A 24,298-nucleotide genomic window follows, 5' to 3' on the forward strand; every position below is an offset into this window, starting at 1 on the left:
GCGTATTAAAACATCCGACAATTTGACTAGTACCGAACAAAACATTGAATTTCAATGATTTAAAAGTCAATAGTAATTATTAAACTAATAAAATCTACTATGAGAACAAAATTATTTTTCTTCGTCATTCTGTTAGTTACATATTCAGGGTATTCACAGCAAGATGCGCAGTACACACAGTATATGTACAACACAATAAATATAAATCCTGCCTATGCAGGTTCTCGTGGAGTATTTAGTGTTTTTGGTCTATATCGTACCCAATGGGTTGGTCTCGATGGAGCACCAGAAACAAGTTCTTTCTCAATTAATACGCCATTAAATAATAGCAGACTAGGAATAGGTGCTTCGTTAGTTAATGACAAAATTGGTCCTACAAATGAAAATAACATTTCTGTCGATCTTTCGTACACCATTCAGACCTCAGCAGATTTTAAACTTTCATTTGGTATCAAAGGAACTGCAAATATCTTCAATTTAGATGTGAGCAAATTAAATCCTGGAGATCAGGGAGATCCTCAATTTCAAGATTTAAGCAACAAATTTACCCCTAATGTCGGAGCCGGAGTCTACTGGCACTCTGACAAAGCCTATATTGGTTTATCTGTTCCAAACTTTATTGAAACCAACCGTTATGATGACAATGACGTGGCGATTTACAAAGACAAAATCAATTTTTACTTAATGGGGGGTTATGTATTCAATCTCGACAAATATGAATATGTGAAATTTAAACCAGCTATTTTAACCAAAATGGTTGAGGGTGCACCGCTGCAGGTAGATGTTTCTGCCAATTTTATGTTCTACGATAAATTTATGGCTGGTGTAGCTTACAGATGGAGCGCTTCATTAAGTGCTATGGTCGGATTTCAGATCACAGACGGACTTTATTTAGGTTATGGATATGACAGAGAAACCACACACTTAAATAATTATAACTCAGGCTCACACGAAATTTTCCTTCGCTATGAATTCTTCTCAAACAAAGGCAAAATGACAACTCCTCGTTTCTTCTAAATTAAGGTATCATGAAAAACTATACACTACTTTTAATTACAATTATAGGTGCTTTTTCATTTAGCAGTTATGCACAGCAGTCCAAAATAAATAATGCAGACAAAAAATATGACGGCTACGCTTATATAGATGCCATAAAAACCTATGAAAAAGTTGCTGCCAAAGGCTACAAATCTGAAGATATGTTTAAAAAGCTGGGAAACGCCTATTACTTCAATTCAGATTTTCAGAATGCTGCAAAATGGTATGGCGAATTATTTGCAATGAACACCAACGTAGAACCGGAATACTATTTTAGATACGCACAATCTCTAAAATCTACTGGAGATACCGACAAAGCAAATAAGCTTCTGGAAGAATTTAATGCCGTGTCAAAAAATGACAGCAGAGGAAAACTTTACAAAGAAGATGCAAACTATCTCGATCAGATTAAAGCAAACTCTGGGAGGTACAAGATAGATAATGCGGGCATCAACAGCAAGTACTCAGATTATGGATCGTTTGTATACAACAACAAAATTTATTTCGCATCTGCACGAGATACAGGAAACTTTACGCAACGCAAGCACAAATGGACAGGAGAATATTTCACCAATATTTATAATGCCGATCTGGATCCTTCAACAGGAAACGCATCGAAGGTAAATAAATTTAAATCTGCCATTAACACCAAATTCCATGAAGCTTCTCCAGTTTTTACAAAAGACGGAAAAACAGTTTATTTTACCAGAAATAACTATATCGACGGAAAAAAAGGAAAAGACGATAATAAGATCACTTTAATCAAGCTATACAAAGCAGAGCTGGGAGCTGACGGAAAATGGACCAACATTGCAGAACTTCCTTTCAACAGCGACAATTACAGCACGGCGCATCCGGCGCTGAGCCCCGATGAAAAAACGCTGTATTTTGCTTCTGATATGCCGGGAACTATAGGACAGTCAGATTTATATAAAGTCAGCATAAATCCAAACGGAGGATACGGAACACCTGAGAATCTCGGAAATACTATTAATACAGAAGGAAAAGAAACCTATCCGTATCTGACCAGCGAAAACGAGATTTATTTTGCATCTGACGGGCATCCTGGACTTGGAGGTTTAGATGTTTTTGTTGCCAATATTGACAATAACGGAAAAATCAGCAATATCCAGAATGTGGGAGCAGACGTCAATTCTCCGAAAGATGATTTTGCCTACATCATCGATCCCGAAACAAGAAGAGGCTTTTTCACTTCCAATAAGGACGGCGGGCAAGGTTCAGATGATATCTACACATTCTTGGAAACTAGAAGATTGAAATGCATTCAGGAACTGTACGGCACCATTACAGATGCCGACACGGGTGTCGCGCTTCCGGGAGCCAAAGTTACGCTGTATGACAGCCAAATGAATCTTAAAAATTCTGCTGTTGCCGATGCGTCTGGCAATTACAGCTTCTCTGTAGAATGCGGAAAAACCTATTATGTAAGAGCTGAAAAGCCAGATTATACCACAAAAGAGCTAAGCGTCACTATCGACAAAACAAGCGGAAAAACCAGTCTTCCGATTGCTTTGGAAAAATCAACCTGCAAAGTTACTGTGGGCGATGACTTAGGAAAATGCTTCGGAATTAAAATGATCTACTTCGATCTGGATAAGTCGAACATCAGAACCGAAGCGGCGCTAGATCTAGAAAAAATACTGGCCGTCATGAATGACTATCCAACGATGAAATTAGATATCCGTTCGCACACAGACAGTAGAGCGTCGAATCAGTACAACGAAGCTTTATCTGACCGCAGAGCCAAATCGACAATCCAATGGCTGGTTAAAAACGGAATCGCTCCAAACCGACTAACAGGCAGAGGATACGGAGAAACTGAATTGGTAAACAAATGCTCAGACGGTGTTCCGTGTACAGAAGAAGAACATCAGGCCAACAGACGAAGCGAATTTATTATCACCGCTTTATAATGCTAAACAACAAAACAAAAAAAGCTGCCAATTGGCAGCTTTTTTTAATTTAAAAAGTCGTTGCAATTCTATGAATCACAACGACTTCTAAAAAACCAACCTGTTCAATATATTTTTTAAAGCTTAACAAATATGTTAGTATAATATTTTTTTCCAGTGGCAGCATCTGTTGTTACAGACAACCCAAAATGAGTAAAATCACCTTCTATATTTTCTTTGTGGCCTGGACTTTCAAGCCAAGCTCTCACAGCTGCTTCAGGAGTTTTATAATTGTAGGCAACATTCTCCCCTACTTTCTTGGCCCCTAGCACACTAGTCATATTGCTAGATCTCGCAGCAAAATCATTATGATTCACAACATTATTTTCAATCATATATTTATTATGCTCTTCACATTTAAAAGATATATGATTAACTCTTTCCAAAGCATTTAAACCAATACTCACACGGTATTCGTTTATTAGCCTCATCGTTTCTATTTCGGTATCATTGTAAGTGTAGCTGGCAACAAGCGTTTCTGTTGGAGTAGAATCCAAGCTTGCTTCGGCAGCATCAGCAGAACATGCGTTCATTGCGACTAGAATCGCAATGAACAACATGGTGCGCATAATCTTTTTCATAATCATCAGCATTTTAGCGGTTTAAAGTAAATGTTGGGGCAAATCCTTTAAATTTATCTTTGAATAAATATCGTTTGCAATTTTATATTCCAAACGTATTCAATTTACCGTTAAAGTGCAAAATTAATCGATGAAATGCATATATTTTCTTTTTATACAAGTAAAATTCCTACGTAAAAATACTTTTAAGAAGACAATCTCTCAATCTTCCAAGAAAAATCTGACTGGCTAGTATATCGAATTCTATCATGAAGTCTATTTGGTCTTCCTTGCCAAAACTCTACCTGCAGCGGAGTCACAATATAGCCGCCCCAATTTTCTGGTCTCGGAATTGGCTTTCCGTCAAACTCTGCTTCTAGTTTTTTCAAGTTTTCTTCTAAAAAAGTTCTTGACGGAATCACTTCGCTCTGATGCGAAACAATCGCGCCGAGCTTGCTCCCATCAGGTCGCGAATCAAAATAATTATCAGAAATAATTTCAGATGTTTTTTGCGCAATTCCTTTAATAATCACCTGACGCTCTGCTTCCTGCCAAAAAAAAGACAGACAAACGTTTGGGTTTGCTTCTATTGCTTTTCCTTTTTCCGAATTATAATTGGTATAAAATATAAAACCTTCTTCAGAAAATTTCTTCAATAAAACCACACGCGATTTCGGAAAACCGTCCAATCCAATCGTAGAAACCGTCATAGCGTTTACCTCGCCGCTTCCGCCAAAGTCTTCCACTTCATGAAACCATCGATTAAAAAGATTAATTGGATCCTCAGGAATATTAGTTTCTAACAATTCACTTTTCTCGTATGATTTTCTATAATTGCTTAAATCGTTCATGATTTATTATTTTAGATTGTTGACTTTAGATTTTTTGTTTCAGGTTTCAGGTTTCTCCCGAAGCTTCGGGATCAAGTTTCAAGTTTGTCAGGCTGAACGTCCCGAGACTTCGGGAGAAGCCCATGTTTGTAAAGCACGTTCTGTTTTATCGCTCAGTGTGACATAAGTATATTCACTTTCAAAAAACTTAGAACCTAAGCATCTCAGAACCTTTTTTTAATTATAACTCAAAACTAAGTCCGTCATCTCCCAAAAGGACATTTGGAAAAACTTCTTCCGCTTCTTTTTTAAAGCGCTCCAATCCATCGTAACGTGTTGAATAATGACCTAAAATGAGTTTTTTTACATTCGCTTTCAAAGCAATCGTAGCGGCTTCTTTTGCAGTCGAATGCAATGTTTTTTCGGCCAGCCTTGCTTCAGACTCCAAAAAAGTCGACTCGTGGTACAAAACATCTGTATTTTGTATAATCGGAATTATCTCTTCATTGTAAACCGTATCAGAGCAAAAGGCGTAGCTTTTTGCAGGAGGCGGATCAAAAGTAAGTTTTTCGTTCTCCACTACCGTTCCATCATCTAGTGTGATATCGCTTCCGTTTTTGATTTTTTGGTAATACGCCACATGGATATTATAGCGCTGAACCGCTTCAACATCTAATTTTCTCTCGTCAGGCTTTTCTTGAAATAAAAAACCATTGGTATACACACGGTGTTTTAGCGGAATCGTTTTTACTATTACCCGTTTATCTTCAAAGATAACTTCACTTTCTTTCGATTCTAATTCATGAAAAAACAGCGAATAAGTTGTCCATGATTCTGTCAACTTTAACTGAAGCAGAATCAATTCTTTAATTCCTTTAGGCCCATAAATATGCAAATCTGTGGTTCTTCCTAAAAGCGAAAAAGTTGAAATAGTTCCGATCAATCCATACAAATGATCTCCATGAAGATGCGAAATAAAAATGTGATTGATTTTGGAGAATTTAATCTTGTTTTTTCGAAGCTGTACCTGAGTTCCCTCGCCGCAGTCGATTAAAAACAATCTGTTCTTAATCTCTAAAACCTGCGAAGTCGGATTAGTAAGCGTTCTGGGAGTTGCGGCATAACAGCCAAGTATTGTTAATTTCATTTTAGATTGCTGATTTTAGATTTTAGATTGAAGACATTTTAGACTTCAACATTCAAAATCTAAAATCTGAACTCTAAAATCTACAATTAAAACCCTAAATCTCTTTCGATTTCTTCCATTTCAATAATATCGTGGGCCTCTAAAAGAGAAGGAACCACAACCAACTTATCTGAAATAGAATTAAAATCAAGGTCAGTTGCTACAATTACAAAAGATTTTTTTGCTTTTCTATGAACCTTCGAAAGTGGTAAAAAAGCTTTTAAATCATTTTCTGAAATATTAGAATCTGACGACAAATCGATTATAATATTCTGTTTTTCAAAGGTTTTAAATTGTTGCGTTACTTTTTCCAAGAAAGCATTTACATCTCCTTGCGTATCTTTAATGGTAACGGTATGTCCTTTTTGATCTACTTTCATTTTATAATTTGTGGGGCTTATATTTGATTGTGCAAATTTACTATTTTTTTTGTTTCAGGATTCAAGTTTCAGGTTTCAAGTTTGTCAGGCTGAGCGTCCCGAGACTTCGGGAGAAGCCAACGTTTGCAAAGCAAGTTCTGTTTATAAAAACACTTCTCCCGAAGCCTCGGGATAGCTCAGTGTGACAACTGTTTTCAAACTTGAAACATTAAACTTGAAACAAATTAAAATTATTGCTGTATCTTAGAAGCCAGCAAATAAATAACCGCCATTCTAATCGCTACACCATTTTCAACTTGATTTAGGATCACCGAATGGTCAGAATCTGCCACCTCAGAAGTAATCTCTACTCCTCTATTGATTGGCCCTGGGTGCATGATTACGATTTCTTTTCCTAGCGAATCCAAAAGCGGTTTGTCTACTCCATATTGCTGTGCGTACTCACGTGTCGATGGGAAGAAATTCACATCCATACGTTCGTTTTGCACGCGAAGCATATTGGCAACGTCACACCATTCTAATGCTTTACGCAAATTCGGCTCGACCGTAACACCAAGCGATTCAATATATCTCGGAATCAAGGTTTTTGGTCCGCAAACTTTTACTTCTGCGCCCTGCATCTGCAAAGCATATATGTTTGAAAGCGCTACACGCGAGTGCAGAATATCGCCTACAATAACTACTTTTTTTCCAGCAACATCGCCCAGTTTTTCTCTGATGGAATAACTGTCTAATAAAGCCTGAGTTGGGTGTTCGTGCGCTCCGTCTCCCGCGTTTACGATACTGGCTTTTACATTTTTAGATAAAAAATAAGCCGCTCCGGGATTGGAGTGGCGCATTACAACCATATCTACTTTCATCGAAAGGATATTATTTACAGTATCAATCAAGGTCTCTCCTTTTTTAACCGATGACTGAGCTGCAGAAAAACTGATGACATCAGCAGATAAACGTTTCTGCGCTAATTCGAAAGAGAGTTTGGTTCTGGTACTGTTTTCGAAGAAAATATTGGCAATGGTGATATCTCGTAATGAAGGAACTTTTTTAATTGGTCGGTTAATGACTTCTTTAAAATGATCTGCCGTTTCAAAAATCAGGTTAATATCATTCTCGTTGATATATTTGATTCCTAATAAATGATTTACGCTTAATTCTTTCATTTTTATTGTTTATTTGTTTTTTTACTGTTTAATCGTTTATTTGTTAAATCGTTTAATCGTTTAATCGTTACTACCGATTAAACAATTAACCGGTTAACCGATTAAACTAATTTGTCACTAGGTGAACAACATCTTCACCATCGTTTTCTTTCCAGCTTACAATTACTTTTTCGCCATTGATAGCATCTACCTGACGGCCTCTATAATCGGGCTGAATTGGCAAATGACGGCTGAAACGTCTGTCTATTAAAACTAACAATTCAATTTCTGAAGGTCTTCCGAAAGATTGAATGGCAGTTAAGGCAGAACGAATGCTTCTTCCTGTAAACAAAACGTCATCGATAAAAATGACTTTTTTGTCTTCGACTATAAAATTGATTTGGGTTTTATTGGCTTCAAGCGGTTTATCAGTACGACGGAAATCATCTCTAAAAAAAGTGATGTCCAGATATCCTAAAGAAATTTCAGGAACCTTGTATTCGTTTTCTAATATTTGTTTTAAACGTTCAGCTAAAAAAACGCCTCTTGGCTGAATTCCAACTAAAATAGTTTCAGAGAAATCAAGATGTTTTTCGATTAACTGACAAGCCAAACGATGCAGTATGATAGTAACTTCTTTCGAATTAAGTAATACTTTTTGACTCATAAGTGATTGTAATGTTTGGTTGCGCAAATATACGGAATCTGATTTTATTTGTTGGGGTGTTGGGGTTGGAAATATTTTTTGACTTAAAAATGTTTATATTTAAAAAAGCTATTTTTAACAAAAAAAACACCATTAGACTCAAACCCACTAGACATCAAAAATGATTTACATTAATAAAAATACATTCCCATTTTGCTATGTAGAAGAGAAAAAATTTGAATGGGGAGAACCATACGAAGATATAACACCTATTTTCAATCTATCTATTGATCCTAAACTATCTGATCTTGAATACACAATCGAAGTCCTGGGTAAAAATAATTTCAAAAATAATCTTCTAAAACTTCATAACATATTAGTCAATAGAGAAGAAAATGTACGTATAGAAAATTTTAATGGTTTAATTACTAATAGAGAAATTTTGCTAAACAGAATTAAAACCTATTTAGATTCTAATTCAGCTAAAATCTCTCCTTGGGATTTAAATTATTATGTCTGTTTTAATGAAAACGATTATTTAGAATCAATTGAGAATGAAACGAAAAGAATACTATTATTTGAAAGAAAAGAATATTATTAAATAAAACTTATGGAAGAGTTTATTAAAATACCAAAAAACGTGTTTTTGTTAGATGCCTTTGGAGCTTTGCTTACTTCCATTCTACTCTATTTTATTTTTAGAAATTTCAACGATTTTTTTGGTTTATCTAAAGACATTTTTGAACGACTTTCAATTATAGCATTCATATTTTTCGCTTATTCAATTAGCTGTTATTTTTTAGTCAAACAAAATTGGAAATCGTTTTTAAAAATAATCTGTGTGGCTAATATCTTGTATTGCCTTCTCACATTTGGAGTTATATTATATAACTATAAAACTATTTCTATTTATGGAACAATTTACTTTCTAGCAGAAATAGCTGTAATTATTGGACTTGTCATTTTAGAAATGAAAATTATAAAATCAAAATCCTAAAACATTTCCAAAAAATTCTATAACACATTTTCCTGATTCGTGAAGTAATTTTAAGTATCAATTTAAAACATCAGAATCATGCAAAATAAAATACTAAGATTGTTAATGGTATTTGTAATACTGTTTTCATTTTCAAGCTGTGAAGTTATTGGAGACATTTTTAAAGCCGGAATGGGATTCGGGATATTTATCGTAATTTTTATCATTGCGATTATTATCTGGATTTTCGCCAAAATGTTCGGAAGCAAATAGTTATCAATTATCAATAAAAAAAAATCCCAAATTCCAATTTTTATAGCCGGATTGTTTTTTTGCCACAAATTACACAAATTAGCACAAATTTAATTCGTGGAAATTCGTGCAATTAGTGGCTATATTTTTAAACACAAAAAATCCCAAACTCCAAGTTAAATTGAAGTTTGGGATTTTTTTATGGGTGCCAAACTTTGACAAAGTTGCAAAGTCAACGATTGGAATTTGGAATTTAAATTATTGGAATTTAAAAATTAAAGATTGTACATCTTCTTTCTTTGTTCTTGAATTTTTTCATCATCAAGATATTCGTCAAATGTCATGTAACGGTCGATGACTCCGTTTGGTGTCAATTCTACGATTCTGTTACCAACTGTTTGCGCGAACTCGTGGTCATGCGTTGTGAAGATTACAGAACCTTTGAAGTTTTTCAATGAGTTGTTGAAAGCTGTAATAGACTCCAAATCTAAGTGGTTTGTTGGCTCATCAAGCATTAAAACGTTTGCACGCTCCATCATCATTCTAGACAGCATACAACGCACTTTTTCTCCTCCAGATAAAACTCTAGATGTTTTAAGAGCTTCTTCTCCTGAGAAAATCATTTTTCCTAAGAAACCTCTAATGAATACCTCATCACGCTCTTCTTCAGTTTTAGCGTACTGACGTAACCAGTCAACTAAAGTCAAATCGTTTTCGAAGTATTTATGGTTTTCAGCTGGCAAATACGCTTGGTTGGTTGTAATTCCCCAGTCAAAAGTTCCAGCGTCTGCTTTTTGCTCACCGTTTAAGATTTCGTAGAAAGCAGTTGTTGCACGCGAATCTTTAGAGAAAAGAACAATTTTATCGCCTTTTGCCATATTCAAATCAACATCTTTGAATAAAACTTCTCCTTCTACAGAAGCAGATAAGTTTTGCACATTCAAGATTTGATCTCCAGCTTCACGATCCTGATCGAAGATAATCGCAGGGTAACGACGGCTAGATGGTTTGATTTCGGCAATATTCAATTTCGAAATCATTTTTTTACGAGAAGTTGCTTGTTTAGATTTTGCCACGTTTGCACTAAAACGACGAATAAATTCTTCCAGCTCTTGTTTCTTCTCTTCTGCTTTTTTGTTTTGCTGAGCACGCTGTTTTGCCGCTAATTGGCTAGACTCGTACCAGAATGTATAGTTTCCTGAGTAGTGATTGATTTTTCCGAAATCAATATCAGAAATATGTGTACAAACCGCATCTAAAAAGTGACGGTCGTGAGATACAACAATTACAGTGTTTTCGTAGTTTGCCAAGAAGTTTTCTAACCAAGCGATTGTCTCGAAATCCAAATCGTTGGTAGGCTCATCCATAATCAGCAAGTCAGGATTTCCGAAAAGTGCCTGCGCCAAAAGCACACGTACTTTCATTTTTCCTTCCATATCACTCATTAAAGTATAATGATCTGCTTCTGTGATTCCTAAGTTAGACAACATCGCAGCTGCATCAGAATCGGCGTTCCATCCGTTCATTTCTTCAAACTGAACTTGAAGCTCCCCTATTCTATCAGCATTAGCATCATTATAATCTAAATAAAGCTCATCCATTTCTTTTTTAACAGCGTACAGCACTTTATTCCCCATCAAAACAGTTTCTAAAACCGTATGCTCGTCGAACATATTGTGGTTCTGGTTTAAAACCGACATACGTTTTCCCGGTTCTAAATGAATGTGCCCTGAAGTTGGGTCGATATCGCCCGAAATAACTTTTAAGAAAGTAGATTTCCCAGCACCATTTGCTCCGATAACTCCGTAAATATTTCCATGAGTGAAGGTTGTATTTACTTCATCAAATAAAACTCTTTTACCAAACTGAACTGATAAATTATTGACTGTTAACATGAATGTCTTTTTTATTAATTTGGTGCAAAAGTACGGAAAAAGGTTCAGAGTTGCAAAGAGGCAAAGGTTCTAAGTTTTTTATGCTTGTGAGGGGTTCTCGCAGAGGCGCAAAGACGCAAGAAAAGAACTTTGTGCTGAAAATAAAACCATATAAGCAATATAAGTTCATTTAAACTAAACTTATAATCTCTCATATGAACTTATATGGTTCAATAAACTACAACTTGCTTGCTTTGGTGAAAGCTCCTTCTAGGCTTTCAAAGTTTGGATTTTTGTTGCGGAGTTACTTGCGTGGGCTTCGACTCCGCTCAGCCTGACAAGCGTGCGTTGAAATGACAAACTGGATCGTTACTTATTGGTTTAAAAAAAACTTTGCGTCTTTGCGCCTTCGCGAGATTAATTTATGTTACAACTTGCTTGCTTTTACTAAAGCAACTTCTAGGCTTTCAAAGTTTGGCAATACTTTCGAAATCACTCCTTCTTTATTGATAATGAAATGTGTTGGGAAGGAATTTAGCTGTAAAGCAGTATTCATATATTCTTTCATATCTGGAATAACCGAATACGATAATGGTTTTCTTGCTAAGAATGTTTTTAATTGTTCTGCTGAATCTTCGGCTAGACTCATGAAAACAATATCTTTTCTGTCTTTGTACTCTGAAACCAATTTATTGACTTGCGGGAATTCTCTAATGCATGGTGTGCAGTGAATGTACCAGCATTTTATGACAATGATTTTTCCTTTCATGGATTCGTTGGTTACCAGATTTCCGTCTAAATCTTTAAAAGAGAATTTAGGAAAAGCTGTTCCTTCCATTTTATAATTTTTGTAAGCATCAAAACCTATTTGATTGATGGTGGCTTTTATGCTTGTATCTGTTTTGGGCAAGATTTTAAAAAGCTTGTAAACATATACGCTTTCTTCAGATTTTAATCGGATTGGAATAAAGTTCCCGTTTGCCAACTGATCTAAGAAAGCTTCTTTTGAAATTTCTTTTGAAGCAGCATCTAAAGCGGTAAAATCTCTCGAAAGCATGATTTTCTTACTTTGATAAACGGACCAATCTGTATATGTTTTTTGAATTTGAACGGGATCAACTTCTGGATTTCCGAATTTATTTTGACTGAAAGAAGTGGCAAAAATTAAAAGTGCGATTAGAATAGCGAATGATTTCTTCATGAAGTTTTATGCGATAATTGTAAAATCAAAAGTACTTAAAATAGTTTGCAATTAGGATCAATTGTAAAAAAATGGTTCGCAGATGATACGGATTCGCTATCGCGAAAACGCGGATTTTTGTTTGTTTTGTTGAGAAAAAAAATGGTTAATCAGTTTCGACAAACCATTTTTAATTATGCTTTTTCAAAAAATAATATCGCTAAAATTTACTTTTTGTTTTTTGGTAAAAAAGAAATATCCATATAATAGTTATCAGGATTTTTTGAATCTATTACCACTTTTATTTCATCAGTTTTTATATATTCTGTTGGGTCAAACCAAATATTGTCGCTTTCAAAAAAAAGGATTTTATTAGTTTTTGGATCCAGCCATTCTGTGCAAATAAAATAAGGATTACTGTCATTAAATGATACGCCTAAATCGACCTGAACATCGATAAACTTTGTGATAATACTTTTACCGCCTTGTTGTAAAAAATCTGTTTTCTTTTGTTTGGAACGATCAGATCGAAAAAACGAGAAACCTGTAAAAAAGAAAACTGCGCCTATAAGTCCTAAAATTGTTACTCCTAAATACAGGGTATAAAAATCATTGATGCTAGCATCATTAGGGTTCGAGGGATTATACAAAACTTCAACTCTTTCACCTTTGGTGAAACCTGATGGATTATTACTCGTATTAGATGAAAATTTAATTCGTTTCCCCTCTTTAGTGACAAAAGACACAACAGTTCTATCATTTGCCGAGTCACTTAAAACGATACCCGATACAAGATTTGCTTTTTCTATACCCTCCCTATTCTTGTGATAAATATAAAAGGTTTGCGCCCATATCATCAAACCCATTATGCAGAAAATATATTTTAAACTAAAAAAGCTGTTTTTCATTTTTTAAGAATTAAATTTTAATGCAAAATACTTCTAAAAAAATTACATCTATTATAGTTTCTGTTTTTTTATTACTGTGAAAACAAAAAAAACCTGGCAACAAAAATTGCCAGGTTCATAATGCGCTACTTGAGGCAAAAACCAAATAACAAATTACCTCAATTCACAGCATTTAAGCGAAATAAAAATTAGGTTAAAAAACAAATAACCAAACTCAATTTTAACCGTCCCAATTTTCTTATTTCTAAATTTTCAATCATTTTATTTTAGTTTAAAAAGTTCATTACTTTCAATGACTTTTTGTGTCCTGATTTATCTGTCACTATCACAACAAAAATCTGTTTGCTAGCAAAACTTGGGCTGTTAAGCAGTACTTCTTTGTTGTTTTGAATATTTCTATGGCTTGTAACATTCTGTCCTATCGTATTGAATACATCAACCTGAGCAATTTCTTCTGTCTCGTTAGACACAGATAATGTATTGTTTCTAAAATAAGCTACAGTGGTATTGCTTTCAGCCGTTATATCTTCTACAGCCAGTGTTTTTGCTGTTGCTTGCGATGCGAAATAAGCTGCGTACGCTTTAGACAATTCAGATGAGTTCCCGCAAGAAGATGCGTCCCAGTTTACAGACCAAGTCATTAAACCTCTTAACGAAGGATATGGTCCGCCTGGCTGCATCGTGTATGTTCTTCCTGAGAAATTGGTTCCGTTTCTTAAATAATCCATAGCATTTATTCCTTCTGTTGGAGTCAGATAGCCGCTACCTGCTGCACTTGGACAAGCTGGCAAGGCAATAAGGACTTTTGAAGCTGGCAAGCCGTCAAAATGCATTCCTGTTGAACCAATGTTATATCCTTTGATCACCATATCAGTTAAGGCTGTAACCATGTTTGCTTTCTTAGCCGAACCATAATACTGGCCATCCAATCCGTTTTCTCCTCCTGTATTGTACAATTGCACCGCCAACAGATCTAACTCGTTACGCAAGTTTTGAATGATTGGCAAGAACGAACCGAAAGTGTCTGTATAAGTAGTATATCCTCCTTGTACGTATTGTGTTTCTGGAGCTGCAGTTAACAAGAATCCTGGGCCATAGTATGCTTTTAATTCTTTAAATGCATCTACTACGTTTTTCAATCTTGGATAAGCAGAAATACCTGCATAAGAAATATCTCTTAAACTTCCTGCGCTAAAATTCATCGATCCGCCTTCAAAATCAATATCAACCCCATCAAATTGGTACTCGTCAATAATGGCTTTTAAACCATTAACGAAAATATTTTTCTGAGTTACATTTTCTAAAACAACGTGACCATTTTGACCTCCAATAGAAACAATAACAGGAACTCCGCTGTCTCTTAAAGTTTTGATATCATTTTTCAGCAATTGCTTGTCGAAAACACCATTAGTCAAATATCTTGCATCGTTTGTAGTCAAGATTGGCGTATAACCGTCACGATTAACGGTTTCTACGAAAGCATAATCGACTACGTTAAACTTACTTCCCTTTATTTGAGAAAAATATAGGAATGGGGCTGAAGTGTTTTCCCAAGAATGCGCATACCCTAAAATAATTTTAGAAGGAAGCGGTATGAATCTATTGCCACTTATTGTTGCAATTTTAATAGTGTTGTTTAATGTCGTTACAGCAGCTTTATTATCGGTTGCTTTGATTACAACCGGATAATCCTGATAAGCAGTTGGCGTAAAATTATACGTATAAGTATTATTTGTACCTGCTGTCATATTAAATGTGCCTCCGTTTATGGTAATGGTAACGCCTGAAACAGTTCCGTCGCTATCAACAGCTGTAACTGAAATTGGAACGGCTTGGAAAGAGCTTTGATATACCGTAGTATTTGATGGTGAATTCCAAATAATTACAGGCAATGCATTTGGGCAATTTGCACCCGAACAAGTTAATGTAAAACTATACGATTTTGAATCTGTAGTTCCGTTTGATGCAGTAGCCGTAACCGTTAAGGTATGACTTTGCGAGAACTGATTTGCCACTGGTGTCCAAGTCGCTGTATAAGTTCCAGAAGAATTGGTAGCGCTTATAGTTTGGCCGTCTAAACTAAATACCACAGAAGAGATTGTAGTGGCATCGGCAGCACTCAAGCCAACACTTGCAACAAAATTAATCGATGATCCTAAATTTATAGCAATCGCCGAAGCTGTTGGTGCTGTAATGGCAACCACTGGCTTAGTTACAACCGTTGTTTGCGTATTAAAATTATAAACTGTTGGCGTTGTTGGAACAGCAAAGTTTGCCAGATTATTTGGGTAATAAGCTACTTCTCCGTTTTGCCAAGAGTTTAATTTCAAACTCAAAATTTGCGTATAACCTGCTACAACTGAATTATCGAAAGCATAATTTCCTGATGCGTCTGTTGTTGCTAGAACACTTTTCCAGTTGTGCGTGTTATCTGTCCATGGCACAACCAATTCTACTTTTGCATTGGCTACTGGCGTTGAACCATTTTTCACAGTTCCGCTGATTAAATTTGCAGCTGCCGCCAATGCTGCTTTGGCCGTTGAACTTGTATTAAAATTATAAACCGTTGGAGTTGATGGAACTGGAAAGTTTGCCAAATTATTTGGGTAATAATTTACTTCTCCGTTTGACCAGGTATTTAACTTCAAACTTGTAACAGTGGTATAACCATCTGTAACAGCATTATCAAAACTGTATTTTCCTTGTGCATCTGTTGTTGCTAGGACACTTTTCCACGGATGTGCATTATCTGTCCATGGCAAAACGATTTCTACTTTTGCGCCAGCTACTGGAGTTGTTCCGTTTTTAACTGTTCCACTGATTTTGCTCGTAGTTGTTGCAGCATCTTGAGTAAAATTCAATGTTTTATTAGCATTCAAGTTAGAATAAACTGTAGATGCTGGTGTAAATGTTTGACCTGTTAAAGCAGCTGTTACAGTATAATTTCCGCCGGAAGCTAAAGTCAATGAATATGCTCCGCTTGAATTGGTTGTTGCTGTAACATTTCCTGCTGTAGATGATGCAGTTACTGTTACGCCAGAAACTGGAGTTGTTCCGTTAAGAACTGTTCCGCTTACCGTGTACGTTACTACTGCTGGTCCTTGAGTAAAATTAAGCGTTTTGTTAGCATCAATTGCATTATAAACTGTTGAAGCTGGTGTATAAGAAAATCCAGATTTTGCAGCTGTAACGGTAAAATTTAATCCTGCTGTTAAACCTGCAACACTGTAAGTTCCGCTTGTGCTTGAAACTGCTGTTAAAGTTGTGCTTCCAGAAACTGCCGAAACTGTAACACCAGAAACTCCTGTTGTTCCGTCTAGAACGGTTCCGCTTACTGTGTAAGTTGGTTGAGTTCCGTTAATTACAACCGCTGTTTGGTTAACTGTAACATTTGTTAACGTTACTGGAGTAAATGTATAACTTGCTTTTACTGCTGTAAGCGAATAGTTTTGCCCTGAAGTTAAATTATTGAATGCAAAATTCCCTGTAGCAGAAACTACCGTCTGAATTACCGCATTGCTTGCATTACGCAATTCAACCGTAACATTGGTAACCAAAGCTGATCCGTTTTTTACAGAACCAGAAATGCTAACCGTTCCAGGAACAACGCTTCCAAAAGAAGTGTCAACTTGGTTTAATAATGAATTTGGAATTGAACCTCTAGTATCTTGAGATAATTCCCAAATCATACCTCCAGCTAAGTTTCTTGATTTTATATACTGAACTTTTAAATCCATTGACTGCTTATCTTCATAAGAAATAAATTCTTTTGTAGTAGCATTATATAAGTAAGGAACTTTAGTAGTATTATCAAAATAGCGAACCCACCCTGCCGAAGCTGCAGATGGTGTTACCATCATTGTATTAGGATCTAAATAGGCATGAGAATTCGTAACAGGGTTTCCGACTAAATCACAGATTTCGATACTTCCAGATTTTTCGCAAGCTCCAGAACCATCCCATGTTCCTGTTGGGTTCTGCGGATTTGTACATCCTGGAACCGTATATCTTGGCGCTGCAACAAATAATCCGTTTGTTGAATTTGCAGCAACGTTATCAAATTTCTTTCCGTAAAAAGGCAGTCCCATGATCAATTTATTGGCAGGGAAACCAATTACATTTAAATATTGATTGGTTAATTCGTCTAATGATTCAGATTGCGTTGCGCCATACAACGGATCGTTTGGATTTCCACTAGCATATAAAGGTGCATTGTAACAAGTTTTATCGTACCAGTTACCGCCAAAATCATATCCGAAATACGTAATATAATCACAGTAAGTCGAAATATCTTCTGTCATTCCGTATTGTGATCTATTGTTTGGTCCCAAATACTGTTTTGAAACATTTCTAACGTTGTTTCCTGCAGCTATTGTAATAAGTTTATTTGGCATTGCCTGACGCATGGCTTTCAACAGAAGCACTAAATTTTTATTATCGTCAGGGCTGTATTTTTGTGGAGGAACAGGCGCGCCATTTACTATTTCTGTACCGTCAGTTCCGCCTGAAAGAGGATACTCCCAGTCAATATCGAAACCATCAATAAATGGATATGTAGTAATGAAGTTTGCCATATCTGCTGCTAAAGCTGCTCTTGCTACAGGACTTGCAGCAATTGGAGAAAGATCTTGACCTTTTGTCCAGCCCCCTACAGAGATTAAAACTTTTAAATGCGGATACTTTTCTTTCAATTTCATTAAATCATAAAAGTTTCCTTTTACTGGTGCATCCCACGGAATTCCACCTTCCATATGCTCAAAATCAGCATACGTGTCTAAACATTTTAATTTTGTATTCTCAGGATGCGCAGGATCATAAGTGGTGCCATAAAAAGAATAATTTAAATGCGTCAATTTACTTCCATCAATTTTCGGAACATTGAAATCCCGGGCATAAATAGACCATTGTGCATAATACCCTACTACTTTTTTTCCGTGGGCCGGTTGTGCCAACGCAAGTAAGGGAAACAGTAACAAAAAGAGCAATCTGTAATAATGTTTCATAATTAATAAATATTAGTTAATAGAAAATAAATAATTGGGCCACAGCAGCGTTACGCTTCTGGGTTTCGCTCAACTGCAGGTTGGAAGGCTGCTGTCGATTGGAAATAAACTCAAATTAAATTCTATAGATAAATATTACTATTACTGATTCATACATAATCATTAGCCAATAGTAGTGATTGATATTTATTTATAATTTTTAAAAAAATTAATGTTAAATACAAATGATAAATTTGGGACGACTCATCAATCTATACTCTTTATATTGTCATGTTTTAGTGTATTCTTTCTATTTGGTTTTTTAAAGGTTAATACTTCGTTATTGGTTATTGTTTATATTAAATTATTATTGATTATATCTGATAATCGTTCTAAAAAAAAGACTTCAAAATTGTAATTACCCCTGCCATAAGTATGGCAGAGATAATCAACACTCTAAAAAAACATTAGCAGCTCAAAAACGTACTAAATACTAATTCAAATCCAACTCTAAATTAATTTCTTTAAACTCTCATAAACAGATAGTTCTACATCTGCATGATCTTTTGTATTGCATTGTTCTATCAATTTTTTCAGATCTGCCGGTGCTAAAGTTGATTTATTATCCAAAACCAATAACAATTCCTGAGAAGCATCATTCAGTTTTTTAGACAATGGTAATATTGGCTGCACCAATGGCGCGTTATTGCTTATTTCTGTTAATCCTTTGTGAACTGCAATCCACTTAGCGAAAAATGCAGCTACTTTGGCTTTATTATCTGCCGATTTATTGGCTAAATACTGATTTACAGCTGCGTCAAAAGCTAATGCATCTTTTGCGTCTGGTCCGCAAGCATCTGCAAATAAGGTAAACGGAGAATACATTTGATATTCTGTTCCGCCTTTATTACGAGTATAACCTTTTAATGGTTCGCTTACATTTGAAAAATCTTCCAATGATTTGATATCCTGATTATTTGCAATATTTCTTAAAATCACATCTTTATTGCGAATATGGGTAATGCCTAATTCTTCTAATCTAAAAGAAATTGTTTCCAAACGTTTGCGCATATTTTCTACATCTACAACATCTTCTGCAGACCATAATCTTTCTGCTATTGCAGCGGTTCTTGGCCAAATTCTAGAATCGATAGTTGTTGGTGTAGCCAATTCTGACCACATTGTTGCTTCTCCACCAAGAATTCTTGCTTTTTCGTCGCTTGTTAAATTAGCCCCTTTTGGCATCGGATCATTTAAGTAATGACTTGCAACTGGATACATCAAATCGATATAATACCCGTTTGATAAAACTGTTTTGTATCCTTTTTTAACAGCATCAATCAAAGATTGTCCTGCCGGCATTCCTTCATTTGGACCTCTCCAAGAATGCACAATCGCTTCTTTAGATAAATCTTTTGTCAAAATTTCTTCCCACCCCATTAATTGTTTTCCGTGTTTCTTTAACATCGGAGCCAATTGCATTGTGAAATACGTTTGCAGTTCGTGGTTGTTTTTTAAATTATGTTTCTTTTTGAACTCTTGAATTTTTGGATTTGCATCCCAGTCCTTTCCTTCATTTTCATCTCCTCCAATATGGAAATAGGCACCTGGAAATAATGGGCAAACCTCATCAAAAACTTCGCTTAAAAGTTGGTATGTTTTAGGATTTGAAGGATCTAATGTTGGAGAAAAAATTCCCGCATTTCTTTCAATTCCATAGGTAGCAATTGCTGTACCTTGAATATTTTTTTCGGATGTTCCTCCTGTCAGCGTTATCACTTTGCTTCCAATTTCCGGATAAGCAGTTAAGATTGCAGATGCGTGACCTGGAACATCTATTTCTGGAACAATCAAAATACCGCGCTCATCGGCATATTTTACGATATTTTTAATTTCCTCTTGTGTGTAATACATTCCATCCGAAGCTACTTGAGTAAATCTTGGATGTTTTTTCATTTCAATTCTCCATCCTTGATCATCAACTAGATGCCAATGAAAAACATTCATTTTCATTGCTGCCAAAGCATCAATATTTCTTTTAACCACATCAATAGGCTGAAAATGTCTTGAAACATCCATCATTAAACCTCTCCATGTAAATCTTGGAAAATCTGAAATTTTTGAAACTGGAAAATAAAAAGATTTTGAGTTGTTCTGAAGCATTTGCAATAAAGTCTCCAAACCATGCAAAGCCCCTAAATCGCTCGAAGCATTTAGAGTAATTTTGTTTGAAGTAATGTCTAAATGATAGCTCTCATCTTCATACAAACCAATTTTACCGCTTTTGGTGCAATTGATCTGTAATTCTGCATTAGGCACTTCATTTAATTTTTCAATAAAACCTTGTTCGAAAAATATACCTGTTCTACCATCTAAACGGCGCAAAAAACGAGTTACTCCTCCAAAAATTCTTGGATTTGGATTTCCTGTAATGTTTACTTTAAAGTTTTTACTTAAATTAAAATTACCGTCATTAATAGCAACACTCTGAGGCCAAGGCATAAGATTTAGCTGCTCTTTCTGGACTTGAGCACCTGCCGATATACCTGCAAATAATAGTACAAATAAATATTTCATTTTTCTTTTTTTTTGGCGGATAGTTTTAAGCATCCATAATTTATAAAAAAACAAAACTCAGAATGATTTCAGCTTTACCTCACTGCTAGGAGACCAATCTGAATTTTGCTATTTGATTCATTAGAAAACAAATCGTTTTTTTTTAGTAATCAAAACGTTTAAAGGCTTCAATTGCTTCATATTCAGCCAAACCTAACTCATCGTACAATACGGCTGTGTTTTTATTTCGATCTTCTGCTCTAACCCAGAATTCACGAGAATCATTTCCTTGAAACATTACCCTGTCTTTTTGAGACTGATGGTGTAAAATGGCATGGCGTTTCAATAAAACCTCGGATGGGCTCAAAGGAACTGCCATATCTATTTCATGAATGTCCCATTCGTGCCAAGCGCCTCTATAAAGCCATAACCAACAATCGTCCATGTACGGTTCTGATTTCAGTTCTTTTAGTGCCGCAAAAATGGCATTTAAACAAACTTCATGCGTTCCGTGCGGGTCTGCAAGATCTCCAGCAGCAAAAACCTGATGCGGTTTTATTTTTGCAATGATATCTTTTACGATCGCAATATCTTCTGGCCCTAACGGATTCTTTTTTACTTGTCCTGTTTCATAAAATGGGAGATCCAAAAAGTGCGTATTCTCATCTTTCAATCCGATATATCGTGTTGCTCCGTAAGATTCTCTTCTTCTGATAAGTCCTTTTAGCTTTCTAACTTCTAAGGAATCGATCTGGTTTTCAGATTTGTTATTTAGAAATTTGATAACCGATTTGAAATTGATGTCTGCTTGGCCTTCTCCAATAAAATCACTGGCTACTTCTGCAAATTTTAACGCCTCATCATCTGAAACCGCAATATTTCCCGAAGTCTGGTAAACCACATGAACATCGTGTCCTTGTTTGATTAATTTTGAAAATGTTCCTCCCATAGAAATCACATCATCGTCTGGGTGCGGACTAAAAAGTATGACTCTCTTTTTTGCCGGATTTGCCCTTTCTGGACGAAATGAATCATCTGTGTTTGGTTTTCCTCCTGGCCATCCGGTAATGGTATGCTGTAAGATATTAAACATATTAATGTTCATATCGTAAGCAGAACCTTCCTGAGCCAAAAGGTCAGACATTCCGTTATTGTTATAATCACGGTCAGTCAATTTTAAGATAGATTGCTTTGTTTTTTGACATAGCCAAACAATCGCTTTACTTTTCAATTCAGGTGTCCAAAGACATTCGCCAACTAACCAAGGTGTTTTGAAACGGGTGAGTTCTGAAGCTGCAGATTGATCTAAAACGAAAGTTGCATTTGGGTGATTCTGTAAAAATGTAGCTGGAACTTCTGAGCTGATATCTCCTTGAATAGTTCTCTTGATAATATCTGCTTTGTTTTGTCCCCAAGCCATCAAAACAATACGCTTTGATCTCATGATAGTCGAAACTCCCATTGTTATGGCACGTTTCGGCACATTATCAATACCATTAAAAGCTGATGATGCATCGACTCTTGTGATATGATCTAAAGTAATAATTCTAGTTCCTGAATTAATATGCGAACCTGGCTCGTTAAACCCAACGTGTCCAGTACGGCCAATTCCTAATAGTTGAAAATCGAGACCGCCCGCATTTTTAATATTCATTTCATAATCGATGCAGTATTGATTAATTTCATCGATTGCTACAGTACCATCAGGAATATTAATATTTTCAGGTTTGATATCAATATGATTAAAAAGATGCTCATGCATGAAATAATGATAGCTCTGATTGTTCTCCTTAGTCATCGGATAATATTCATCCAGATTAAAGGTGATTACATTGCTAAAACTAAGTCCTTCTTCTCTGTGCATTCTCACTAGTTCCTCATAAACTTTGATAGGAGAAGAACCTGTTGCCAGACCTAAAACGCAAGCTTTATTTCTTTCTTGCTTAGATCTAATTAGCTGCGCAATTTCCTGTGCTACAATTACAGAAGCTTCAATAGAACTTTTGAAGATTTCGTTATGAATTTTTTCAAATCGAGTTTCTTCAAATTTTCCCGCGCTTTTGTAACTAATATCAGGTTTTATTTCTAAAGCACTTTTCATTTCTTTTCTTTTTTGTAGTATTACCATTTTTGGTTTTAAGAATGGTATAGACAACTTTCGCCATCTATACCATACCACTAACCAAACTTAATATTCTTTTTCTTAGAACTTGTTTACTCCAGTATCCCACCAAAGTCTTGTCGCTCCAGTATCAGGACCTCCTAAAAGCTGAACCCCTTGAGCATAACCTGTTGGATTAGAAGTTTTCTCATTTACATAGAAATTCAATCTTCTTACAAACGTTCCGTTAGGAATTTTTCCTCCAGAGAAGTTATTTGCTGGCAAGAATAATTTTGGATATCCAGTTCTTCTTGTCTCTGCCCAAGCTTCTTGACCATCAGGGAAACCAGCGATCCATTTTTGAGTAATAATTTTTTGCAGTTTAACTTCATTAGAAGCCGATTCAGACCATTTTACTGTCACTAAATTTTGCGCTGCAATATTATTCGCTGCATTTAACGGATCAGTAAAGTTTGCTGGCATTGAAGTATCGTCATTAATATAAGCAGATGCATCTCCTGCTGCTAACTGAGCAAATGAAACTGCAATTCCCGCTTCGTAAAATGATTGAGCAGATCCGCCAACATTCCATCCTTTTAATGCTGCCTCAGCTTTTAAGAAATAAGATTCAGATGCATTAAACCAAGGAATCAAGTTATTTTCTACGATTGGACCAACTTTAGAGAATAAATCTGCTTTTGCAGTTCTATAATTAGCATCAACTAAAGTTCCCATTCTAATACCTTGATAAACACCTCCAGTTGCTTGATGGAAGAATACAGCTCTTCTTGGATCATTATAACCGTTCATGATAGATGTAATGGCTCCCCCTGCATTAATATCTGCCCAAGGACCTGTATAAGTTTTAACAGGATGCTCAGCGATATAAGCCATGTTATCAGCATTAGAAGTAATTACTCCTAAACCAGCCAATGCAGCTTCTCCTTCAGCTTTTGCTTTTACAGGATCAACATTAGAAATACGCAATGCTAAACGTAATCTTAAAGAGTTAGCAAATTTTACCCATTTCTGAATATTTCCAGATGCAGTAGTTCCGTCTGTTGCGTCACCTGCTGCAAAGAAAGTTGCAGAAGCATCTGCCGCTTTTGGAGTTAAAATGTCAATCGCCGTTTTTAACTCTGTAAAAAACTGATCGTAAACTGCTTTCTGAGAATCGTAAGGAGTTGTTCCATCAGGGTTTCCAAAACCTGAATATACGATTGGTCCGTAATAATCTGTTGTTTTATGCATTGCATATACTTTTAAGATCAAAGACCAAGCATAAAACTGAGGATATTTCTCTTTTGTTAATTTCTCAAGATTATAGGCATTTACCATCTCCTTTTGGTACTTCTGAACCCATTCAGCACCGTTCCATCCATCAACAAGAGCATAAGTAGAGTTATTACTGTTACCCGCAAAATCGTGAGGAGTTCCCATGTATCCTGAAAAGATATCTGCATTTAAGTTAAACTGAATATCTCCCTGCCAATCATCAGCAACCAAGATATACATTCCTCTCTGCATTGTCTTAAGAGGCGCTTTAACCTGATTAAAATCTTGTTCTAATTGTTCGTTGCTAAAGCCAGTCTCATTGGTATTTATGTCTTCAAAGTCTCCCGTACAGCTACTTAATGAAAGAGCTAAAACTGAACCTAATATTAATAATTTATTTTTCATCTGTGAATTTTTATCGTTAATTAAAATCATTTTTATT

General features: G+C 35.6%; 18 protein-coding genes. 5 read left to right on the forward strand and 13 right to left on the reverse strand.

All coding sequences use genetic code 11. The annotated features are described in order from the left end of the window. Nucleotides 1-99: 99 nt before the first annotated feature. Nucleotides 100-1,017: a type IX secretion system membrane protein PorP/SprF gene (locus N4T20_RS18980; protein ID WP_260670637.1), complete on the forward strand. Its 918-nt coding sequence runs from the start codon at nucleotides 100-102 to the stop codon at nucleotides 1,015-1,017. An 11-nt stretch (nucleotides 1,018-1,028) separates the two neighbouring features. Then, a complete protein-coding gene (locus tag N4T20_RS18985; protein WP_260670638.1) occupies nucleotides 1,029-2,972 on the forward strand; it encodes an OmpA family protein in 1,944 nt (647 codons plus the stop codon). Nucleotides 2,973-3,088: 116 nt separating this feature from the next. On the opposite strand, the gene N4T20_RS18990 is transcribed toward N4T20_RS18985, so the two are convergent. The 6 genes from N4T20_RS18990 to pyrR form a co-directional block, all read right to left on the reverse strand. Beyond that, on the reverse strand, nucleotides 3,089-3,592 hold the full coding sequence (locus N4T20_RS18990; protein ID WP_260670639.1) for a CAP domain-containing protein: 504 nt from the start codon (nucleotides 3,590-3,592) through the stop codon (nucleotides 3,089-3,091). Nucleotides 3,593-3,777: 185 nt separating this feature from the next. Continuing rightward, entirely contained in the window at nucleotides 3,778-4,422 is a 645-nt protein-coding gene (gene pdxH / locus N4T20_RS18995; protein WP_260670640.1) for a pyridoxamine 5'-phosphate oxidase, read from the reverse strand. 220 nt (nucleotides 4,423-4,642) lie between these two features. Continuing rightward, nucleotides 4,643-5,548, reverse strand: coding sequence for a ribonuclease Z (locus tag N4T20_RS19000; RefSeq protein WP_260670641.1), 906 nt, complete (start codon nucleotides 5,546-5,548; stop codon nucleotides 4,643-4,645). 86 nt (nucleotides 5,549-5,634) lie between these two features. Continuing rightward, a complete protein-coding gene (locus N4T20_RS19005) occupies nucleotides 5,635-5,967 on the reverse strand; it encodes a ribonuclease Z (RefSeq protein WP_260670642.1) in 333 nt (110 codons plus the stop codon). 230 nt (nucleotides 5,968-6,197) lie between these two features. Beyond that, nucleotides 6,198-7,127 (reverse strand): aspartate carbamoyltransferase catalytic subunit, encoded by a 930-nt coding sequence (locus tag N4T20_RS19010; protein ID WP_109194141.1) that lies wholly within the window; start codon nucleotides 7,125-7,127, stop codon nucleotides 6,198-6,200. Between the two features lie 106 nt (nucleotides 7,128-7,233). Next, entirely contained in the window at nucleotides 7,234-7,773 is a 540-nt protein-coding gene (gene pyrR / locus N4T20_RS19015; RefSeq protein WP_008468864.1) for a bifunctional pyr operon transcriptional regulator/uracil phosphoribosyltransferase PyrR, read from the reverse strand. A gap of 160 nt (nucleotides 7,774-7,933) precedes the next feature. On the opposite strand from pyrR, the gene N4T20_RS19020 reads away from it, so the two are divergent. The 3 genes from N4T20_RS19020 (at nucleotide 7,934) to N4T20_RS19030 (ending at nucleotide 9,001) form a co-directional block, all read left to right on the forward strand. Beyond that, nucleotides 7,934-8,353, forward strand: coding sequence for a hypothetical protein (locus N4T20_RS19020; RefSeq protein ID WP_260670643.1), 420 nt, complete (start codon nucleotides 7,934-7,936; stop codon nucleotides 8,351-8,353). 9 nt (nucleotides 8,354-8,362) lie between these two features. Beyond that, entirely contained in the window at nucleotides 8,363-8,749 is a 387-nt protein-coding gene (locus N4T20_RS19025; protein ID WP_260670644.1) for a hypothetical protein, read from the forward strand. A gap of 78 nt (nucleotides 8,750-8,827) precedes the next feature. Beyond that, nucleotides 8,828-9,001, forward strand: a complete 174-nt coding sequence (locus N4T20_RS19030; RefSeq protein WP_165352393.1) for a hypothetical protein — start codon at nucleotides 8,828-8,830, stop codon at nucleotides 8,999-9,001. A gap of 254 nt (nucleotides 9,002-9,255) precedes the next feature. On the opposite strand, the gene N4T20_RS19035 is transcribed toward N4T20_RS19030, so the two are convergent. The 7 genes from N4T20_RS19035 to N4T20_RS19065 all read right to left on the reverse strand — a co-directional run bounded on the left by N4T20_RS19035 (nucleotide 9,256) and on the right by N4T20_RS19065 (nucleotide 24,261). Further along, nucleotides 9,256-10,875: an ABC-F family ATP-binding cassette domain-containing protein gene (locus N4T20_RS19035; RefSeq protein ID WP_260670645.1), complete on the reverse strand. Its 1,620-nt coding sequence runs from the start codon at nucleotides 10,873-10,875 to the stop codon at nucleotides 9,256-9,258. Nucleotides 10,876-11,281: 406 nt separating this feature from the next. Continuing rightward, nucleotides 11,282-12,055: a TlpA disulfide reductase family protein gene (locus tag N4T20_RS19040; protein WP_260670646.1), complete on the reverse strand. Its 774-nt coding sequence runs from the start codon at nucleotides 12,053-12,055 to the stop codon at nucleotides 11,282-11,284. Nucleotides 12,056-12,261: 206 nt separating this feature from the next. Continuing rightward, nucleotides 12,262-12,942 carry a DUF3592 domain-containing protein gene (locus N4T20_RS19045; RefSeq protein ID WP_260670647.1) on the reverse strand — a complete coding sequence of 227 codons (681 nt, stop codon included), beginning with the start codon at nucleotides 12,940-12,942 and terminating at the stop codon, nucleotides 12,262-12,264. A 266-nt stretch (nucleotides 12,943-13,208) separates the two neighbouring features. After that, on the reverse strand, nucleotides 13,209-17,945 hold the full coding sequence (gene chiA, locus N4T20_RS19050; RefSeq protein ID WP_260670648.1) for a T9SS-translocated chitinase ChiA: 4,737 nt from the start codon (nucleotides 17,943-17,945) through the stop codon (nucleotides 13,209-13,211). A 489-nt stretch (nucleotides 17,946-18,434) separates the two neighbouring features. Then, a complete protein-coding gene (locus N4T20_RS19055; RefSeq protein ID WP_260670649.1) occupies nucleotides 18,435-20,501 on the reverse strand; it encodes a beta-N-acetylhexosaminidase in 2,067 nt (688 codons plus the stop codon). Between the two features lie 142 nt (nucleotides 20,502-20,643). Continuing rightward, on the reverse strand, nucleotides 20,644-22,581 hold the full coding sequence (nagB, locus tag N4T20_RS19060; RefSeq protein ID WP_260670650.1) for a glucosamine-6-phosphate deaminase: 1,938 nt from the start codon (nucleotides 22,579-22,581) through the stop codon (nucleotides 20,644-20,646). A gap of 102 nt (nucleotides 22,582-22,683) precedes the next feature. Beyond that, nucleotides 22,684-24,261 carry a RagB/SusD family nutrient uptake outer membrane protein gene (locus tag N4T20_RS19065; RefSeq protein ID WP_260670651.1) on the reverse strand — a complete coding sequence of 526 codons (1,578 nt, stop codon included), beginning with the start codon at nucleotides 24,259-24,261 and terminating at the stop codon, nucleotides 22,684-22,686. Nucleotides 24,262-24,298: the final 37 nt, after the last annotated feature.

Source organism: Flavobacterium sp. TR2 (genome assembly GCF_025252405.1).
Lineage (GTDB): Bacteria > Bacteroidota > Bacteroidia > Flavobacteriales > Flavobacteriaceae > Flavobacterium.

Bases quoted from the DNA above. Each gene is read 5' to 3' on its own strand.
- N4T20_RS19005 (WP_260670642.1), bottom strand. From the start codon at position 5,967: ATGAAAGTAGATCAAAAAGGACATACCGTTACCATTAAAGATACGCAA.
- N4T20_RS19000 (WP_260670641.1), bottom strand. From the start codon at position 5,548: ATGAAATTAACAATACTTGGCTGTTATGCCGCAACTCCCAGAACGCTT.
- N4T20_RS19040 (WP_260670646.1), bottom strand. From the start codon at position 12,055: ATGAAGAAATCATTCGCTATTCTAATCGCACTTTTAATTTTTGCCACT.
- pdxH (WP_260670640.1), bottom strand. From the start codon at position 4,422: ATGAACGATTTAAGCAATTATAGAAAATCATACGAGAAAAGTGAATTG.
- N4T20_RS19030 (WP_165352393.1), top strand. From the start codon at position 8,828: ATGCAAAATAAAATACTAAGATTGTTAATGGTATTTGTAATACTGTTT.
- N4T20_RS19045 (WP_260670647.1), bottom strand. From the start codon at position 12,942: ATGAAAAACAGCTTTTTTAGTTTAAAATATATTTTCTGCATAATGGGT.
- nagB (WP_260670650.1), bottom strand. From the start codon at position 22,581: ATGAAAAGTGCTTTAGAAATAAAACCTGATATTAGTTACAAAAGCGCG.
- N4T20_RS19065 (WP_260670651.1), bottom strand. From the start codon at position 24,261: ATGAAAAATAAATTATTAATATTAGGTTCAGTTTTAGCTCTTTCATTA.
- N4T20_RS19055 (WP_260670649.1), bottom strand. From the start codon at position 20,501: ATGAAATATTTATTTGTACTATTATTTGCAGGTATATCGGCAGGTGCT.
- N4T20_RS18985 (WP_260670638.1), top strand. From the start codon at position 1,029: ATGAAAAACTATACACTACTTTTAATTACAATTATAGGTGCTTTTTCA.
- chiA (WP_260670648.1), bottom strand. From the start codon at position 17,945: ATGAAACATTATTACAGATTGCTCTTTTTGTTACTGTTTCCCTTACTT.
- N4T20_RS18990 (WP_260670639.1), bottom strand. From the start codon at position 3,592: ATGAAAAAGATTATGCGCACCATGTTGTTCATTGCGATTCTAGTCGCA.
- N4T20_RS19025 (WP_260670644.1), top strand. From the start codon at position 8,363: ATGGAAGAGTTTATTAAAATACCAAAAAACGTGTTTTTGTTAGATGCC.
- N4T20_RS19010 (WP_109194141.1), bottom strand. From the start codon at position 7,127: ATGAAAGAATTAAGCGTAAATCATTTATTAGGAATCAAATATATCAAC.
- pyrR (WP_008468864.1), bottom strand. From the start codon at position 7,773: ATGAGTCAAAAAGTATTACTTAATTCGAAAGAAGTTACTATCATACTG.
- N4T20_RS18980 (WP_260670637.1), top strand. From the start codon at position 100: ATGAGAACAAAATTATTTTTCTTCGTCATTCTGTTAGTTACATATTCA.
- N4T20_RS19020 (WP_260670643.1), top strand. From the start codon at position 7,934: ATGATTTACATTAATAAAAATACATTCCCATTTTGCTATGTAGAAGAG.
- N4T20_RS19035 (WP_260670645.1), bottom strand. From the start codon at position 10,875: ATGTTAACAGTCAATAATTTATCAGTTCAGTTTGGTAAAAGAGTTTTA.